This is a genomic window from Pseudomonas sp. GW-45 (genome assembly GCF_056896675.1).
Map to the genome: position 1 here is coordinate 883,677 of NZ_CM167674.1, position 16,580 is coordinate 900,256.

Genomic DNA, 16,580 nt, shown 5'->3' on the forward strand with positions numbered 1-16,580 from the left:
GCCAAGGCGGTAGAATCCTTGGCACATTTGATTGGGTAAGGTGGCAGCATGCGCATTGGTCATGGCTATGACGTTCATCGTTTCACCGAGGGTGATTTTGTCACTCTCGGGGGCGTCAGGATTCCCCATCGTTTTGGCCTGTTGGCGCACTCAGACGGTGATGTTGTGCTACACGCGTTGAGCGACGCGCTACTTGGCGCTGCTGCGCTGGGTGATATCGGCCAGCACTTTCCCGATACCGACGCCAATTACGCCGGTGCAGATAGCCGAGTGCTGCTACGTCATGTGGTAGGCCTAGTGCAGGGCAAAGGCTGGAAGGTCGGTAATGTCGATGCCACCATCGTTGCCCAGGCGCCCAAAATGGCGCTGCATATTGCCCGCATGCGGGAGCTGATCGCCGAAGATCTGCAGGTCTCACTCGATCAGGTTAACGTTAAAGCCACCACCACTGAAAAACTGGGCTTTATTGGCCGCGAAGAAGGTATTGCGGTGCATGCCGTTGCCCTGTTGATTGCCCATGATTGAGGCTGAGTTGCTTGGGCCGCGTGCTTGGGGTGAGCCCTGTGGCGCCGCTGTACTGAAAGCCGCGCCGGAAGATTTCCGCGTCACTGAAGTGTTGGATATCGAGCTCTCAGGTGAGGGCGAGCATCTCTGGTTGCTTATCGAAAAGCGCGGCCTGAATACTGAAGAAGTAGCGCGCAAGCTGGCAAGAACTAGCGGCGTCTCACTGCGTGACATTAGCTACGCCGGTCTCAAGGATCGTGTGGCGGTGACCCAGCAGTGGTTTAGCCTTCAGCTTCCGGGGAAAGCAGACCCCGATTTTTCGTCACTTTGGGGTGACAATCTTAGTTGCCTGCAGCAGGTGCGGCACAAGCGTAAACTGCAGCGCGGGGCCCACAGCGCCAATCGGTTTCTGATACGTTTGACCGAACTGCAAGCGGAGAAGCCACCGCTCGAAGCGCGTCTCAAGATGCTGGCTGAGCAGGGCGTGCCTAATTATTTTGGGCCGCAGCGCTTTGGTTATGCGGGCGGTAATCTGGAAGATGCCCGTAACTGGGCGCAGCGCTGCGCTTATCCGCCAGCGCGAGGCACTCGCTCGCGGTTACTCTCTACGGCGCGTAGTTATTTGTTCAATCAGATGCTAGCCGAGCGTGTGGCTGCCCGTAACTGGAATTCCGTATTGCCCGGAGATTGTCTGGCCTTTACACAAAGTCGCAGCCAATTTCCGGCTTCGGAGCTGGCTGCTGATGATCAGCGTGTTGCGCAGCTCGACCTGCATCCTACTGCCGCGCTGTGGGGCGCGGGCGAACTGGCCAGTAGTGGCGCGCAGGCGGAAATGGAACAGAAGGTGGCAGCACAGCAGCCTGATCTGGCAGAGTGGTTGGCGCAAGCCGGGATGGATCAGGCGCGGCGCATTTTACGCCTCCCCATTGCCGGTCTGACGTGGCATTATCCGTCCTCGGATTGTCTCGAACTTGAATTCACCTTGCCCACCGGCTGCTTCGCGACGGCGGTTCTGCGCGAGCTGGTAGAGCTGGTCAGCCAGGCTGGCGGTGGGATAGAAAGCGAAAACTGATGCGTATTCTGATTGCCAATGACGACGGTGTGCTGGCGCCAGGGATCAAAGCCCTGCACGGCGCATTAGCGGATTATGCCGACTGTGTTGTAGTCGCCCCTGAAGAAGACCGCAGCGGCGCGAGCAGCGCCTTGAGCCTTGACCGCCCGCTGCGACCTTTCGTACACGAGAACGGATTTATTGGCCTCAATGGCACGCCGACCGATTGCGTACATTTGGGCTTGAACGCGTTCTTTGAAGACACCGTGGATATGGTGGTTTCCGGCATCAACCTCGGCGCCAACCTGGGTGACGACGTGCTCTATTCGGGCACAGTGGCGGCCGCCCTTGAGGGTCGTTTTCTCGCCCGCCCGGCGATGGCGTTCTCGCTGGTGGGGCGACAGACCGATAATCTACCGGTCGCTGCGGCCATCGCGCGGCAGATGGTTGAAGCCCACGATAAGCTGGATTTGCCACCGCGCACGGTATTAAGTGTGAATATTCCCAATCTGCCAATGGCGCAGATCAAAGGAATTCGCTTGACGCGTTTGGGGCATAGGTCGCGTGCGGCTAAGCCGATCAAGTGGACTGACCCGCGCGGTAAGGAAGGCTACTGGATCTCAGTGGCAGGTGATGCCGAAGACGGCGGTGAAGGGACCGATTTTCACGCCGTGCTGCAGGGCTATGTTTCGGTCACACCACTGCGGGTCGATAAGACCCATTACGAGGTGTTTGATCACCTGCAGGACTGGCTGGGTAATCTAGGTTGAGTATGGCGCGCGACGAACATTATAAGAACGGTATTGGCATGACTTCCCAGCGGACCCGCGAGCGCTTGCTCGAGCGGCTGTTCGAGGAAGGGATTCGTAATCTGCACGTGCTGGAAGCTATCCGCCGTACACCCCGGCATCTATTTGTGGATGAAGCTCTGGCGCACCGGGCTTACGAAGATACGGCGCTGCCTATCGGGCATAATCAAACGCTGTCCCAGCCATACATAGTCGCGCGCATGACCGAACTATTGCTGGGTGGTGGCCCGCTCGACAAGGTAATGGAAGTAGGCACAGGCTCGGGTTACCAAACCGCCATTCTGGCGCAGGTGGTAGAGCGCATTTTTAGTGTGGAGCGCATCTATCCGCTGCAGGAGCGCGCCAAGGTCGTACTAAAAGACATCAATATCCGTAATGTGGTGTTCCGCCACGCCGATGGCAACTGGGGCTGGCCGCAATACGGACCCTACGATGCCATTCTGGTTACCGCTGCACCGGCTGAAGTGCCTCGCGAGTTGCTCAGTCAGTTGGCTGACGGCGGCCGTATGGTGATACCCGTGGGTGAGCAGGATCAGCATTTGATGTTGGTAGTACGCAACGGCGAAGAATTCATTTATCAGCAGGTAGAACCGGTTCGCTTTGTGCCTTTACTGGCGGGCGCGATCCGCTCCTGAGTTACTCGAAGGGAAAGTGCAGTTGAGGGAATACATTCTAATTTTTCTGCGTGGCATCGCCATGGGTGCAGCTGACGTGGTGCCTGGCGTTTCCGGCGGTACCATCGCGTTTATTTCCGGTATTTATGATCGTTTGCTGGCGTCGATTGCCGCCTGCACGCCAGACAAGTTGCTGTGGTTAGCGCGCGGTCGTTTTAACGACACCTGGAAGGCCATCGACGGTGGTTTTCTGTTTACGTTATTGGCAGGCATCCTCTGTAGTATCGCCACACTGGCCCGTGTGATCAGCTACCTGCTTGCCGAACACGGCTTGCTGGTGTGGTCCTTCTTCTTCGGCCTTATTCTGATCTCGGTCTATTTGGTTGGCCGCGAGATTGAGCGTTGGAGCCCCTGGACAATTCTGGCAGCGATCGCCGGCTGTGGTTTTGCTTATCTGATCACGGTGGCGTCACCCATGACATTGAGTGTGACGCCGCTCACGCTATTTTTCGGCGGCAGTATCGCCATTTGCGCGATGATACTGCCGGGCATATCTGGCAGCTTTATACTGCTGCTGTTGGGGCTCTACAGCGGAGTTCTACACGCCGTGAAGACCTTCGATCTGGTGTTGTTGGGCTGTTTTATGTTGGGCTGCGTGATCGGTATCCTTAGTTTCTCGCGGTTGTTGTCGTGGCTGCTGGGGCATGCCCGCAATATCACGTTGGCCTTTCTTACCGGGTTGTTGATTGGCTCGCTGAATAAGGTTTGGCCCTGGAAGGAAACCCTCAGCTGGCGTACCAATAGCCACGGCGAACATGTGCCCGTGTTGCAGAATAACCTGCTGCCAGCGCAGTATCAGAGCATCAGCGGTGAGCCTTCACTCTGGCAAAGCGGGTTGGCATTGATGGCCTTGGCCGTGGTATTAGTGTTGTTATTGGATTGGTGGGGACGGCGTTCAGCGGCCTGAATCCAGAATGGTATTTGCAGTAACAGGCTGTTGAGGAGAGCGTTTTCTACGGCTTGGTAGAGAAAGAACTGGAGCCAACCTGGGAATGGGTTGGTGTATGCGTTACAGGCTACAGGCGGGTGTGAAAATCAAACAGCTTGGTGTGTTTTTATTGGCTACGCTGCTGGTTGCCTGCGCAGGGCCGTCCGGTACAGTCCCCATTGATGAACGTGGACGTGGACGTGGTGGGCAGCGGGCTGACACGGTTACATCTGGTTACCACACAGTTCAGCGTGGCGAAACGCTTTATCAAATTGCCTTCCGTTATGGTTGGGACTGGAAAGCGCTTGCCCGCAACAATCGCATGCCCGCGCCCTATACCATCTATCCTGGGCAACGCATTAATCTGAATTCCGGGACTGCATCACGCGCTCCCGCCGCTAGACCTTCGTCTAATGCGCCACGCAGTGCCACACCTATTCCGGCCACGGTGCGCACGCCTGTGGTGTCCAGACCCACCACTGCACCCAAGCCTGGCCTCACGACCACCACTACCCGACCACCTGCTGCGCCTGCGTCTCCGGCCGCTACGCCTGCTTCACAGCCCGCACTTCCTGCTACTGTCGCGGGTTGGAACTGGCCCGCACGTGGCACTTTGCTGGCACGTTTTCAGTCAAACGGCAGTTTGAATAAAGGGATTGATATTGCCGGGCAATTGGGCGAGCCTGTGAAAGCGGCAGCCAACGGCGCGGTGGTATATGCGGGTCGTGGGTTGATTGGCTATGGCGAGATGATCATCATCAAACACGATGAGACTTACTTGAGTGCCTATGCGCACAACAGTCGCTTGTTGGTTAAAGAGGGTGATCAGGTCAAGGTAGGGCAGACCATCGCAGAGATGGGCAGCAGCGGCACTGATCGGGTGAAATTGCATTTCGAGATCAGACGAAAAGGCCAACCTGTAGACCCGTTGGCGTATTTGCCTAAATCTTGATGCTAAGGTGTTGGGGCGGACACATAATTGTCATGCCTTACAGGCACGCTGCCTGCACAAGCAGAGATGTTTGCACAGGTATGGATGTTGGGCGGCCCGATCGATGCCTGCATGTCGATTGGTGGTAGGCCGCTGCTGAAGTAGTGTTCATACCGCGTTTTGACTGGAAATGGGGCGTGTATATGGCAGTTAAAAATAAGAAACAGTCAGGGCAGACCATGTTAGATCAGCCCACGCTTGCTGAGCGTGGTGTCAAGGATGATGAGGAGAGTGCAATGCCTGCATCGATCACTGCCGTAAAAAGAGCGACGCCGCGTAACCACAAGCGCGAAAATGCGTTCGAGTTCACCAAACAGCTGGATGCAACTCAGCTGTATCTCAACGAAATCGGTTTTTCTCCTCTGTTAACACCCGAAGAAGAAGTCCATTTTGCGCGTCTCGCGCAGAAGGGTGACCCGGCGGGTCGTAAGCGCATGATCGAAAGTAATCTGCGCTTGGTAGTGAAAATTGCTCGACGTTACGTTAACCGTGGTTTGACGCTGCTCGACCTGATCGAGGAGGGCAATCTCGGTTTGATTCGTGCGGTAGAGAAGTTCGATCCAGAGCGTGGCTTCCGCTTTTCGACTTACGCTACCTGGTGGATCAGGCAAACTATTGAGCGCGCAATCATGAACCAGACGCGCACTATTCGTCTGCCGATTCATGTGGTGAAAGAACTCAATATTTATCTGCGTGCGGCGCGCGAGTTAACGCAAAAATTGGATCATGAGCCTTCTCCAGAAGAGATCGCACTGTTGCTCGACAAGCCAGTAGCAGATGTTAAGCGCATGCTGGGTTTGAACGAGCGGGTTGCCTCGGTTGATATGTCGCTGGGGCCGGATTCGGATAAGACGTTGCTCGATACCTTGACCGATGAGCAAGGCAGCGACCCCTGTGATCAGCTACAACACGACGACCTGAATACCAGTATCGACAGCTGGCTTTCAGAGCTTACCGAGAAACAGCGTGAAGTAGTCACTCGCCGTTTTGGTCTGCGCGGGCATGAGAGCAGTACCTTGGAGGAGGTTGGCCGTGAGATTGGCCTCACCCGAGAGCGCGTGAGGCAGATTCAGGTCGAGGCGTTGAAGCGGTTACGCGACATCCTCGAGCAGCACGGCCTGTCCAGCGAGTCGCTTTTTCAGTAAGTTGAACCAGCCCAAGACCCCACCGCCTTTCGGCGGTGGCGCGTCGAGCATTCCTTGCTCGCCGTTTACCGCATATTCTGCTTTCCCCTTAGGCGAAAAGGCCATGCCTGTTCGTGCTTTCTGCCGTTATAGTAACGGCACCCTGCCGCTGTTTGGTGAACCCCCAGGGCGCTATGATTTATCTGCGTTGGTGTAACTCGAGAGGATTTGACTCAATGGAATTGATAACCCTGCTTTTTCTTGTGATTCTGGCGGTAACGCTGATTTACGCCATCATGCTTTACAACCAGCTGGTGAGCGTGAAGCACGCCGTCAGCCAAGCCTGGTCCAATATTGATGTGCTCTTGCGTCAGCGCCACGACGAGCTTCCCAAACTGGTTGAGGCTTGTCGACGTTATATGCAGTACGAAGGCGAGACGCTTGAGCGAGTGATAACGGCTCGCAGCGCCGTCGCCAGCGCCCGTCAGCAGAGTGACGTGAAGGCTGTGGGCGTTGCGGAAACCGCTTTGCGTAGCGGATTAGGTCAGCTTTTTGCTTTGGCGGAGAGTTATCCTGAGCTCAAGGCTAGCGAGTCCTTTCAGCACCTGCAGCAACGTATCACCGGTCTGGAGAACGGCATAGCTGATCGTCGCGAGCTTTACAACGCTGCAGTTAATATCAATAACGTGCGTATAGAACAGTTCCCTGAAGTGTTGCTGGCGCGGCTGTTTGCGTTCAAATCGGCTGATTTACTGCAATTTACTGCGCAGGAGACAGCTGACGTAAACATGCGAGCCCTGTTTTCATGATCGATGTACATGGGGTTATGTGGTTGTCTTACCCGCATTATTATCTTTTCTCCGGTCTGGCGACCCTCGCCGCACTGGCTTGCCTCTATTTCATGCTGACGCGTTTGCAGCGCGCACGCTGGATTGAAGATACCCCCACCTCGCGTGTTCGCTCAGCAGCCCAGGGGTTGGTTGAACTCAACGGTATGCTGGATGCGGGTGGTCACGAGCCTTTGCTCTCGCCGCTGGGGAAAAAGCCTTGTCTGTGGTATCGGTTTCGCGTGGAAGAGCATCGCGGTCGTTCTGATAGGGACAATCAATGGCGCACGGTAGAGCAGGGTGTTTCTGAGCGCCCTTTTCTGCTTCGCGACCCCACTGGTGCCTGCTGGATCAACCCGCTGGGTGCGCAAGTGCACCCAAAGTATCGACGGCGTTGGGAAGGTACTCAACGTTGGCCAGCAACGGCTTCGGTATCCAAAGGGCTGCTCGGTAGCCTGTTGCGCAAGCGTTACCGCTACACTGAGGAATGGTTTTTGGCCGAGGAACCCCTTTATGCGATTGGCTGGTTTGAGAGCCGTGGCGGTGGGCGTGAGGCAGTTGACCTAAATGCGATTTCACGCCAGGTTATCAGCAATTGGAAGGCGGACTATCCGAGCCTTCTGGCGCGCTTTGATCATAACGGTGATGGCAAGATTGATATGCAGGAATGGGAGCGAGTGCGGCGGGCGGCTAATCAGACAGCTGAGCAGCAAGCCAGCATTGCAGGGCAGGCACCGGTCGTACATGCCCTGAGTAAGCCTGCGCGCCGCGGGTTGCCCTTTGTACTGTCGGATCATCACCAGGATGATCTCAGTCGGCGTTTACGCCACAGTAGCTGGTGGAGCCTATTAGGGCTGGTTTCCAGCAGCCTATTGGCCTGTTGGTTATGGTTGGCTTGAAGCGCTAGGCTTTCTTAATGGGTAGCGGCGTTAGCTGGAACTGTTTTCAGAGCTGTTGAGCGCGGTTTTGGCCTTTGCCTGGTACTGACGAATCCAAACCTCAAAAGCCTCTGGTGACAGCGGTCTGCTGTAATAGTAGCCCTGGCCTTCATTGCAGCCTTGGGCTATCACATACGCCTCTTGCTCGGCAGACTCTACGCCCTCGGCGATGACTTCCATATTCAGACTGCGACCCAACTGTATGATGGCACGCACGATAGTCGCGTCGTCCTCATCCACCAGCACATCCTGTACAAAGCTCTTGTCGATCTTGATCTTATCCAGCGGTAAGCCGCGCAAATAGCTGAGCGATGAATAGCCGGTACCGAAGTCATCGATGGCGATCAATACGCCGGCTTTTTTCAGGCTATTGAGGTGGCTGGCCGCCGCTGCGATATCTTCCATCAAGCCGGTTTCGGTCACTTCCATCTCAAGGCAATGCGCCGGCAACTTGTAGCGTTGCATTAGGTTGGTCACCACACGTGAAAGCTCGCTGTGGTGCAGCTGCACGGTAGACAGGTTGACGGCCATGCGTAATTCGCTGAAGCCTTGATCATGCCAAACGCGCAGCTGTTTACAGGCTTGGTCGAGTACCCACTCGCCAATGCTGATGATGATGCCGTTCTGCTCTGCCAATGGGATGAATAAATCGGGTGGCACCAGACCACGTTCCGGGTGCTGCCAGCGCAGCAGCGCCTCTACGCCGACGACTTCGTGGGTGGCATAGCTGACCTGCGGCTGATAAGTCAGGTGGAATTCATTGCGCTCCAGGGCGCCGCGTAGCTCTTTGTCGAGCTCGCGACGTACGCGCATCTCGCTATCCAGGCTGGCGATGTAGAACTGATAGCGGTTCCGTGAGCGGGCCTTGGCCAGCATCATGGTTTGCTCGGCCTTCTGTAGTAGTTTCTCAGCGTCGTCGCCGTCATCCGGGAATAGGGTGATCCCGATGGTGGCGCGTAAGCTTACGGTGTGCTCGCCAACCTCGAACGGTCGACTCAGGTCGTCCAAAATGGTTTGTGCCAGTTCGGCCGCTTCATAGGGCTCACCAACGCCGGTCTGTACCAATGCAAACTGGTCGCCGCCCAAGCGCGCGAGACTGCCAAGCCGACCGCTATTGGCGCGCAGGCGGTCAGCGACGGTGACCAGCAAACTGTCGCCGGATTGATAACTAAACTGTTCGTTAATTTCTTTGAAGTCATCCAGACCGCAACACAGCACCGCTACACCGCGTTGACGTCGCCCGGCATCGGCGAGGATGCGACTGAGCTGCTCTTGCAGCATGCTGCGGTTGGGTAGGCCGGTGAGGTGGTCATGTTGCGCCATGTGCAGCAAGTTAGCTTCGGCCTCACGGCGTCGACTGCTGTTGCGCTCAATCGATTCCAGCAGCTCGTTGGCTTTGCTTATCCACAGCCCGAGTTCGTTCTTTTCCTGACCGGGCAACATGGGGATGTGCATTTTACCGGGCTGGTCCGGGTTGATGTTGGCGATACGGTCTATGATGCCGGCCAGCGGCCTGGTCAGCAGTATGTGATAGAGCAGATAAAGTACAAAAGCCATCGCCATGGCGCGCAGCACGCCGGACAGGAGGATGATCAGTGAGCTCTGCAGAAAGTCTTCGCCGTAGGGCGCGGTGTCTAGCGTAATGCGCAGATCACCATAGTATTCTTTGTAGGGCGCGCGACCATAGAGTCCGACGCTGTATTGCTGTTCAACGCCAAACAACCAGTCAGTAATCTTACGGTAGGGCGCGCTTTTCAGCGGTCGCTCGCGGCTGGCTAGTTGGGTTTCATCGGGGTGGCCGATAGCCGCATAGCGAACGGCTTCATGTTCAAACAGGCCGCCGATCACCTGCATTGCCATCTCGCGATCCAGACTGTAAACCGCTTGGGTGGCTGGATCCTGTGACATGGCCAGAATCTGCTCAGCATTGCTGTCGATCATATGGCTTTCTTTGCGCAGATCGTATGCGATTTGACCCATGCTTAATACAACGCCCACTGCCAGTGCCCAAAGCAACACCAGACGAAGCAATTTGATGGAAAGACTGTGCCTGCGCTCGAGCTTCAAGGTCTTGTTATTCCTATCGTATGTGAGATGAGCGGTAGGATCATCATGCAAGGATCGGGCTGGGCAGCGCAATACCTGCATTATTTGTTATTTTTCTATGTGGCGTTCTGTTGAGTATCGACAAACTCAACAGTGACGTCAAAGTGAAATCACTTTTTACGACTCTAAACGCACAACACCCCGCCGGAGCGAGGTGTTGTGGTAGTCCTGTTCCTGCGATCAGGCAGCGAGGTTTTTCGCTACAAAGTCCCAGTTAACCAGGTTCCAGAATGCCTCAACGTACTTTGGACGGGCATTGCGGTAATCGATGTAGTAGGCGTGTTCCCACACATCGCAAGTCAGCAGCGGGGTGTCACCGGAGGTGATAGGGTTGCCGGCGCCGATGGTGCTGGCCAATGCCAGTGAACCGTCAGCCTTCTTAACCAACCAGCCCCAACCGGAACCGAAAGTACCGATTGATGTTTTGCTGAACTCTTCTTTAAACGCCGCGAATGAACCGAACGCCTTGTTGATAGCCTCGGCCAGCGCGCCAGTAGGTTCGCCACCGCCGTTCGGGCTCAGGCAGTTCCAGTAGAACGTGTGGTTCCAGATTTGCGCTGCATTGTTGAATACGCCGCCGCTGGAGGTCTTGATGATCTCTTCCAGGCTCTTACCTTCGTATTCGGTGCCCGGAACCATGTTGTTCAGGTTCACAACATAGGTGTTGTGATGCTTGCCGTAATGGTATTCCAGAGTTTCCGCAGAGATGTGCGGTTCCAGTGCATTCTTCTCGTAAGGGAGTGCTGGTAATTCAAAAGCCATGGTTACTCTCCATCTTCAGGTATCAGGGTCCAGAAACGGAATGCTGCTCTACTGTAGGACATGTGTGTATGCCTGCAGTTCGATTACGTTGACCACGGTTGCCGCGTGGGCAGAGTGGACAATCTGCTACGCCTCTTTTTACCGCGGCTGATACAAGCTCGGTAGGGCGCTGCCCGTCTTACGATCGGGAAGATTCGATGATAGCACCTGAAAGCGCGGCTATCCACGTACCAAGTATGAGGTTATAGCCACTCAGGCGGTCTGCAATGCAGGCCTGGCCAGTGACCAGGCAACGGCTAGCATCATCGCAGCGACCGCTAAATCAATACAGCGCCATGTAACTGGGCGGCTTAACATCGGCGCAAGCTTGGCCGACCCCAGGGCCAATAGACTAAACCAGAGAATCGAAGCGCTGGCGGCGCCAAGCGCGAATATGAGCGGTAGCGGGTTCTGCGCCCCAACCGAGCCGATCAGCACCATGGTGTCGAGATAGACGTGCGGATTCAGCAATGTAACCGCCAACGTACTCAGCAACACTGCTCGGTGTGAGCGTTTTGGTTGTTCGCCGGCACTCATCACCTGCGGTGAGAGTGCCCGACGCAGCGCCTGCAATGCATACAGAGAGAGAAAGCCGACACCTGCCCAGCGCGTAATTTCCATGGCTAGAGGATGGCTTTGCAATAAAGCTGCTAGACCGAAAGTACCGGCCATAATCAAGATGGCATCGCAGCTCATACATATGAGTGCGGCGCTAATATGGTGCTCGCGACGCAGGCCCTGCGCCAAAATAAAGGCGTTCTGCGCGCCGATCGCCATGATCAGGCCGGCTGAGACCAAGAGCCCGTTGATATAACTGTGCCAGATGGAGGGCATGAAAAACGCCTTTCAGGTGAGGGTAGGCAGTCGATTCTGGCGTGGCTATGTTCATTAGAAAAGTCAATAATGCTGATGACTCATTAGAGAATTTAATAATGCTCGATTACAAGTTACTGGCCGCCTTGACGGCGGTCATAGAACAGGGCGGTTTTGAGCGCGCGGCTGTGAGCTTGGGCTTGTCTCAATCTGCTGTATCGCAGCGCATCAAGTTGCTTGAATCGCGGCTGGGCTCTCCGGTGCTAGTGCGCGTGTCGCCACCGAAAGCGACTGCGGCGGGGCAGCGGTTGCTTAACCATGTGCAGCAAGTGCGCTTACTTGAACGGGATTTACGCAGCGACTTGCCCGAGATAGATACGCAGTCGGGCATGAGCCGTTTGCGTATCGCGCTTAACGCCGATAGCTTGGCAACGTGGTGGGCGCAAGCAATCAGCAGCTGGTGCGGCGCTGAGCGGGTATTGTTGGATATGCAGGTAGAAGATCAGGATGTGGGCTTGCGGCGCATGCGCAATGGCGAGGTTGCCGCTTGCGTTTGTGCTACCGAGCAGCCGGTAGCAGGCGCACGCAGCTTGTTGCTGGGGCGGATGCCCTATCTGGCGGTTGCCAGTCGCGAGTTTATCGAGCGGCACTTTCCTGATGGGGTTGAGACGGCGCGGCTGCCGCAGATACCGGCAATTGTATTTGGCCCGGATGATCAGTTGCAGCACCGCTTCCTGCATCAGTTAGGCGTGCCGGGTGAATTTGAGTATCACTTGTGCCCTTCCTCTGAAGGATTTGTGCGAATGCTCAGTGCGGGGGTTGGCTGGGGAATGGTGCCAGCTATGCAAGTAGCGGCGGAGCTGCGCAGCGGCGCGTTGTGCGAGTTGGTGCCGGGTAAAGCGCAGTCGGTGAATTTATATTGGCATTATTGGCGCAATGGAGGGCAGCTATTGGAAGGTTTAACCAAGGAGCTGGCACGTCGCGTGCCAGCCCTGCTGGGCTGATTAATCCAGGTGCATGTCACCTGAGCCGGCCAGTTTCTCAATGCAGTCAGAGCCAAGCAGGCGCGATGGTGTGTAATAGCCGGGAGCGGGCTCGTTCTGTTGTAGAAAGTTGACGGCAAAAAGTGCGCCTTCTACGGTCACGTCGTAACCGTTGGCCGTTTCAATACGCGCTGTGATTTTTTTCCCTGCGCGATTTTGTGCCTCGCCCCATACGAAGGAACGCGCGTTCTGCCGTTGATCGCTGCCGGGCCCAAGAATACGGCGGCCAACCAGGTATTTGAGGAGCGCTTGCACGGGCCGCAGGCCAAGTAACGGCCGTAAGCGGTCCAAGCGACGCAACCGAGTGGCTGCGCTTGGGGCCATCGGAATAAAGACTTCAATGTCATCGATGCCGGTTGAGAACCAGGCCGTTGCTATATCGCCCCACGGGATAGTGACTGCGTGTTTGGTGCCGTTGCCAAAGTCGATGTCGCGGCTTTGGTAGGCTAACGGCACGGTTTGGATCTTGTCGTTTTTGCGAATACGGCCGCCGTACTTCAAACCCTCCACCGAGGTTTTTGCGGTGCCTGGAGAGAAACCGCTACGCGAGTCAAAGCCGAGAGCCAAGCGGTCGGCATCCGGCAAGGCTTCTTTCAAGCGCGCGGCGATGCAATCGGTTGGAATCACGTCGAAGCCGACGCCGGAGCAGATGACGATATTGGCCTGCGCGGCATCATTGTGACGGCTCTGAGCCGCGACGAAGACGTCAATCTCACCGGTTATGTCTAAATAATGGCAATGGTTGTGCAGGCAGGCATCGATCATCGGCTGACTGGTAGCGGAGAAAGGGCCGGCACAGTGCACAACCACGTTTACGCCTTGCAGCCCCGTGTTGGTTGCGTCGGCATCATCAAGACTGAAATTGCGTGCCGGTAGACCAAGCTCGTTGGCGAGTGCCTCAACGGCGTGTCGGTTACGTCCCGCTAGTATTGGAGACAGGCCACGGTTGACGGCGGCTCTCGCCAGTAATTCACCGGTATAACCGTTTGCACCGTAAATCATCCATTCAGACATGCCGTAGCTCCTCAACCCTAAGATGGCTCAGAGTAATGTCTGCGCTGCGGATGCGCCAGCGGCTTTAGCGCGCCGCTGAGCAGCAGTGCGCAAATATACTTGGCGGGCTGGCGAGTTGTCCCGGTTAGCTAACGAACCACCTGACCACGGTAGATTCGTATGCTTGCGCTCGGTGTTGCCGGTGCTGGCTCGTCTTGTATTGCAGCTCTGCGCTGTGCGCTGGCCTGGTATTGACGTGCCGCAACGGCGCCTTGGGCGACCATGCGTTCCTCCGGCTCTGGCGTTGGCGGAGAAACCATTTCGGCCAACCGCATACCGAGTTCACGAATATCAGCGAAGTGGCAATCTCGGCTTAACCCAATCATGTTTTCCACCGCATCCGGCTCGCTTAGGCGAATGGTGACCCCCAGGGAGCGTTTGATATGGCGGCGTAAGGTGGTCATACAGTCAAGGGTCGCTCGGTTGAACTGCGCTTCTGCAATCATGCTTTTACCCCCGAATAATGATTGGCTGCGCAAGGTGCGGTAGCCAAGACCGTTAACTGCAAGCAGAATGTGTACCAATACGCAAAAGCGCAGGATATAGGCTGTCTGGCAAGGGTCCGTACTATCTTGATGTTGTTAGATAGCGGTAACTTGCTATTCATTGGTGCGATCTTGCACCGCTCTGGCGCGGGCTTTTTGCTGATATTCAGGTTGGGGGAAGTATGAAAGAGCGTGACTTAGATGATGATTTGCCGAGCTTGCGGGCGAGCCGCGATGATAACCTTAAACCGGTCAACCCGGAGCCGCGCCGCGGCGGTGCAAACGTAGGGTTGCGAGCTGACCCGCCGGCCCAGCCGGTGTCACGCAGCAATGGCCCGTTGTGGGCGCTGTGCGCTGCTTTGTCGCTAGCCCTTATTGCATTGGGGTACTGGACCTACCAGCAACAGAGCCTGCTCAAGCAGCAGTTGGTAGCAACTCAGACCAGTTTCGCGCGCATCAGCGAGGAAGCATCCGGCCGCATTCAGGACATCACCGGCAAAGTAAGTGCAACGGAATCCAGTCTGAGTGACGCAGAGCAGGCCCGTAATGCCCGTATCGGCAAACTGGAAAGCCAATTCTCGGAGTTGAAAGCAGCGCTCGGCGAGCACGACGGTCGCTTGAGTAGCGCAAATGCCGGCAGTGCCGATCTGGCCAAACGCATGCAGAGCCAACAGACCGAACTAGCCGCTTTAACGGCCAGTAACGCCGCTGCTGAAAAACGTTTGGTCGATCAGGCGCAGCGATTGGATAGCCTGGCGGAGCAGGGTGAGGCCGCGGCCAAGCAATTGAGCGAACTACAGAGGCAGCTAGCGGGGCTGGACGCACTGCAGCAGCAGTTAGCCGAGCAATCCACCCAGCTGACTAGCCAGAAGCAAGCCTTGCAAGCGCTACAGCAGAAAGGCGGCGGTGATGTGCAGCAAAGCCTGCTGATCATGCGTACAGAGCTGGATCAGCGCGCGGCCGCGACCGATCAGGCGCTGGACGCAATCAACAGCTTCCGTCTGCAAACCAATCGCAGTATTGACACCTTGAAGAGTCAATTGGCCAGCCTGTATTCGCAAGTCCAGGGCAACTGATGAACTTTCTTGCCCACCTGTTGATGGGTTCACAAACCCCGCAGCAGGCGTTGGGTAGCTTATTAGGTGATTTCGTCAAAGGGCCAGTGCAGAAGATTGCGTTGCCCGATGATGTGCGTGGCGGTATCTGGCTGCACAGACGCATTGACGTTTTTACCGACAGCCACCCGCTGGTGCTGCAAAGCAAGGCACGGATCAGCCCAGCGCGTCGGCGCTATGCCGGCATCATGGTGGATATGTTTTACGACCATCTCTTGGCGCGTCATTGGCAACACTTCGCCGAGCAGTCTTTGGTTGAGTTTACCCAGCAGGCTTATCGGAACTTGCTACAACAGCCAGAGTTAATACCGGAGAACGCCTGGCCGGTGATTCAGCACATGAGTGAGCACGACTGGCTCACCAGTTATGCGCAGTTGCCGCATCTGCATCGTGCGCTGGACAATATGTCCAGGCGATTGCGCCCTGATAATTCACTACCGGGTGCGGTGGCTGAACTGGAGGCGGATTACGCCGCTTTTGAAGATGATTTTTTCCGCTTTATGCCCCAGGTTCAAGCTTTCGCGACCGATCAGGCCGCGCTTTTGAGTTCTACCGGGCTTGATTTGATTGTGCCGTCGGGCAAGCCGAGCGCCTGACTCACCGCAGATTGTGCATGGCGGGCCAGCTGGTTGCGGTTATGCTCGCGGCTGTTGAGTGGAGGCAGAAAGTGCAAGTGCACATCTATGGTGTCGGCGCCGAGTAAACGCAGCAGATGCTGTGAGAATTCGTCGTCATCGATAAAAGGCGCGACACTATCAATCTCGCCATTCAGTCGATAGGCCACGGCAACCGGCTGCACGGGTACTGTGGCGTCAATAGCACTGCCCAATAAACGGCCATGAAAGGTTCTGACTCGGTCACCGGCAGTGGTAGTGCCTTCCGCAAAAATCACCAAACTACGGCCCTGGTTCAGCACCTCGGTGAGTTGGTCCTGCAAAGATTGAGATATTCCCCGTCCACGCTGAATGAAGCAGGTGCCTGCGGCAGCAGCGAGCCAGCCGATGACTGGCCAGTGTCGGACCTCCGCCTTGGACAGAAAATGCACCGGTGCCTGAGCGCCGAGCACGACGATATCCAGCCAAGATACATGGTTGCTGACCCAGAGCGCCGTTTCGCTTGTGGGCTGACCGTGCACGTGGAGTCGCAATGGCAGCAGCCGGATCAGGTTGCGTAGCCACCAGCGCATCAGGCGTTGGCGCTGTGCATTCAGAAAGGCCGGTTTGAACAGCTGCAGCATTGCTACCCAGGTGGCAAGCAGCAGGCCGCACAAAATCCAGCCGATCACGCCGCATAAGCGCAGTGCCTTGCGCGCCGTCAT

Annotated in this window: 18 protein-coding genes; 12 read left to right on the forward strand and 6 right to left on the reverse strand. The window is 56.2% G+C overall.

The window, feature by feature from the left end:
* Positions 1-48: 48 nt before the first annotated feature.
* From ispF to AC1XYH_RS04025, 9 genes are all read left to right on the forward strand, one after another.
* The gene (gene ispF / locus AC1XYH_RS03985) at positions 49-525 is read left to right on the forward strand and encodes a 2-C-methyl-D-erythritol 2,4-cyclodiphosphate synthase (RefSeq protein ID WP_483325371.1); all 477 of its coding nucleotides are present in this window, start codon (positions 49-51) and stop codon (positions 523-525) included.
* Positions 518-1,576, forward strand: a complete 1,059-nt coding sequence (gene truD / locus AC1XYH_RS03990) for a tRNA pseudouridine(13) synthase TruD (RefSeq protein WP_483325372.1) — start codon at positions 518-520, stop codon at positions 1,574-1,576. Before ispF ends, truD begins: the two co-directional genes overlap by 8 nt.
* Positions 1,576-2,325: a 5'/3'-nucleotidase SurE gene (surE, locus tag AC1XYH_RS03995; RefSeq protein WP_483325373.1), complete on the forward strand. Its 750-nt coding sequence runs from the start codon at positions 1,576-1,578 to the stop codon at positions 2,323-2,325. Before truD ends, surE begins: the two co-directional genes overlap by 1 nt.
* 2 nt (positions 2,326-2,327) lie before the next feature.
* Positions 2,328-2,999 (forward strand): protein-L-isoaspartate(D-aspartate) O-methyltransferase, encoded by a 672-nt coding sequence (locus tag AC1XYH_RS04000; protein WP_483325374.1) that lies wholly within the window; start codon positions 2,328-2,330, stop codon positions 2,997-2,999.
* A 22-nt stretch (positions 3,000-3,021) separates the two neighbouring features.
* Entirely contained in the window at positions 3,022-3,945 is a 924-nt protein-coding gene (locus tag AC1XYH_RS04005; RefSeq protein ID WP_483325375.1) for a polyprenyl-phosphate transporter, read from the forward strand.
* A gap of 85 nt (positions 3,946-4,030) precedes the next feature.
* Entirely contained in the window at positions 4,031-4,918 is an 888-nt protein-coding gene (locus AC1XYH_RS04010; protein ID WP_483325376.1) for a peptidoglycan DD-metalloendopeptidase family protein, read from the forward strand.
* A gap of 275 nt (positions 4,919-5,193) precedes the next feature.
* Entirely contained in the window at positions 5,194-6,102 is a 909-nt protein-coding gene (gene rpoS, locus AC1XYH_RS04015) for an RNA polymerase sigma factor RpoS (protein WP_483325377.1), read from the forward strand.
* A gap of 215 nt (positions 6,103-6,317) precedes the next feature.
* Positions 6,318-6,890, forward strand: a complete 573-nt coding sequence (locus AC1XYH_RS04020) for a LemA family protein (RefSeq protein WP_483325378.1) — start codon at positions 6,318-6,320, stop codon at positions 6,888-6,890.
* Complete coding sequence (locus AC1XYH_RS04025) at positions 6,887-7,807, forward strand: GIDE domain-containing protein (protein WP_483325379.1); 921 nt, start codon at positions 6,887-6,889, stop codon at positions 7,805-7,807. The genes AC1XYH_RS04020 and AC1XYH_RS04025 overlap by 4 nt, the downstream gene beginning before the upstream one ends.
* A gap of 30 nt (positions 7,808-7,837) precedes the next feature.
* Here the strand turns inward: AC1XYH_RS04025 and AC1XYH_RS04030 are convergent, their stop codons facing one another.
* The 3 genes from AC1XYH_RS04030 to AC1XYH_RS04040 form a co-directional block, all read right to left on the reverse strand.
* On the reverse strand, positions 7,838-9,913 hold the full coding sequence (locus tag AC1XYH_RS04030) for a putative bifunctional diguanylate cyclase/phosphodiesterase (protein ID WP_483325380.1): 2,076 nt from the start codon (positions 9,911-9,913) through the stop codon (positions 7,838-7,840).
* 219 nt (positions 9,914-10,132) lie between these two features.
* Positions 10,133-10,714, reverse strand: coding sequence for a superoxide dismutase [Fe] (sodB, locus tag AC1XYH_RS04035; protein ID WP_483325381.1), 582 nt, complete (start codon positions 10,712-10,714; stop codon positions 10,133-10,135).
* A gap of 252 nt (positions 10,715-10,966) precedes the next feature.
* Positions 10,967-11,587 carry a LysE/ArgO family amino acid transporter gene (locus AC1XYH_RS04040; RefSeq protein WP_483325382.1) on the reverse strand — a complete coding sequence of 207 codons (621 nt, stop codon included), beginning with the start codon at positions 11,585-11,587 and terminating at the stop codon, positions 10,967-10,969.
* A gap of 98 nt (positions 11,588-11,685) precedes the next feature.
* On the opposite strand from AC1XYH_RS04040, the gene AC1XYH_RS04045 reads away from it, so the two are divergent.
* Entirely contained in the window at positions 11,686-12,570 is an 885-nt protein-coding gene (locus AC1XYH_RS04045; protein ID WP_483325383.1) for a LysR family transcriptional regulator ArgP, read from the forward strand.
* Here the strand turns inward: AC1XYH_RS04045 and AC1XYH_RS04050 are convergent, their stop codons facing one another.
* On the reverse strand, positions 12,571-13,623 hold the full coding sequence (locus AC1XYH_RS04050) for a saccharopine dehydrogenase family protein (protein ID WP_483325384.1): 1,053 nt from the start codon (positions 13,621-13,623) through the stop codon (positions 12,571-12,573). It lies immediately after the preceding gene.
* Positions 13,624-13,751: 128 nt separating this feature from the next.
* Positions 13,752-14,108, reverse strand: a complete 357-nt coding sequence (locus tag AC1XYH_RS04055; protein WP_483325385.1) for a hypothetical protein — start codon at positions 14,106-14,108, stop codon at positions 13,752-13,754.
* Between the two features lie 221 nt (positions 14,109-14,329).
* Here AC1XYH_RS04055 and AC1XYH_RS04060 point away from each other — a divergent pair, with 221 nt between their 5' ends.
* The gene (locus AC1XYH_RS04060) at positions 14,330-15,223 is read left to right on the forward strand and encodes a hypothetical protein (RefSeq protein ID WP_483325386.1); all 894 of its coding nucleotides are present in this window, start codon (positions 14,330-14,332) and stop codon (positions 15,221-15,223) included.
* Entirely contained in the window at positions 15,223-15,858 is a 636-nt protein-coding gene (locus AC1XYH_RS04065; RefSeq protein WP_483325387.1) for an acyl carrier protein phosphodiesterase, read from the forward strand. The genes AC1XYH_RS04060 and AC1XYH_RS04065 overlap by 1 nt, the downstream gene beginning before the upstream one ends.
* On the opposite strand, the gene AC1XYH_RS04070 is transcribed toward AC1XYH_RS04065, so the two are convergent.
* Positions 15,792-16,580, reverse strand: coding sequence for a lysophospholipid acyltransferase family protein (locus AC1XYH_RS04070; protein WP_483325388.1), 789 nt, complete (start codon positions 16,578-16,580; stop codon positions 15,792-15,794). The genes AC1XYH_RS04065 and AC1XYH_RS04070 overlap by 67 nt on opposite strands.

Excerpts from the sequence above, each read along its gene's own strand:
- ispF (WP_483325371.1), top strand. The coding sequence starts at position 49 with ATGCGCATTGGTCATGGCTATGACGTTCATCGTTTCACCGAGGGTGAT.
- truD (WP_483325372.1), top strand. The coding sequence starts at position 518 with ATGATTGAGGCTGAGTTGCTTGGGCCGCGTGCTTGGGGTGAGCCCTGT.
- surE (WP_483325373.1), top strand. The coding sequence starts at position 1,576 with ATGCGTATTCTGATTGCCAATGACGACGGTGTGCTGGCGCCAGGGATC.
- AC1XYH_RS04000 (WP_483325374.1), top strand. The coding sequence starts at position 2,328 with ATGGCGCGCGACGAACATTATAAGAACGGTATTGGCATGACTTCCCAG.
- AC1XYH_RS04010 (WP_483325376.1), top strand. The coding sequence starts at position 4,031 with ATGGGTTGGTGTATGCGTTACAGGCTACAGGCGGGTGTGAAAATCAAA.
- rpoS (WP_483325377.1), top strand. The coding sequence starts at position 5,194 with ATGCCTGCATCGATCACTGCCGTAAAAAGAGCGACGCCGCGTAACCAC.
- AC1XYH_RS04020 (WP_483325378.1), top strand. The coding sequence starts at position 6,318 with ATGGAATTGATAACCCTGCTTTTTCTTGTGATTCTGGCGGTAACGCTG.
- AC1XYH_RS04025 (WP_483325379.1), top strand. The coding sequence starts at position 6,887 with ATGATCGATGTACATGGGGTTATGTGGTTGTCTTACCCGCATTATTAT.
- sodB (WP_483325381.1), bottom strand. The coding sequence starts at position 10,714 with ATGGCTTTTGAATTACCAGCACTCCCTTACGAGAAGAATGCACTGGAA.
- AC1XYH_RS04040 (WP_483325382.1), bottom strand. The coding sequence starts at position 11,587 with ATGCCCTCCATCTGGCACAGTTATATCAACGGGCTCTTGGTCTCAGCC.
- AC1XYH_RS04045 (WP_483325383.1), top strand. The coding sequence starts at position 11,686 with ATGCTCGATTACAAGTTACTGGCCGCCTTGACGGCGGTCATAGAACAG.
- AC1XYH_RS04050 (WP_483325384.1), bottom strand. The coding sequence starts at position 13,623 with ATGTCTGAATGGATGATTTACGGTGCAAACGGTTATACCGGTGAATTA.
- AC1XYH_RS04055 (WP_483325385.1), bottom strand. The coding sequence starts at position 14,108 with ATGATTGCAGAAGCGCAGTTCAACCGAGCGACCCTTGACTGTATGACC.
- AC1XYH_RS04060 (WP_483325386.1), top strand. The coding sequence starts at position 14,330 with ATGAAAGAGCGTGACTTAGATGATGATTTGCCGAGCTTGCGGGCGAGC.
- AC1XYH_RS04065 (WP_483325387.1), top strand. The coding sequence starts at position 15,223 with ATGAACTTTCTTGCCCACCTGTTGATGGGTTCACAAACCCCGCAGCAG.
- AC1XYH_RS04070 (WP_483325388.1), bottom strand. The coding sequence starts at position 16,580 with ATGACGGCGCGCAAGGCACTGCGCTTATGCGGCGTGATCGGCTGGATT.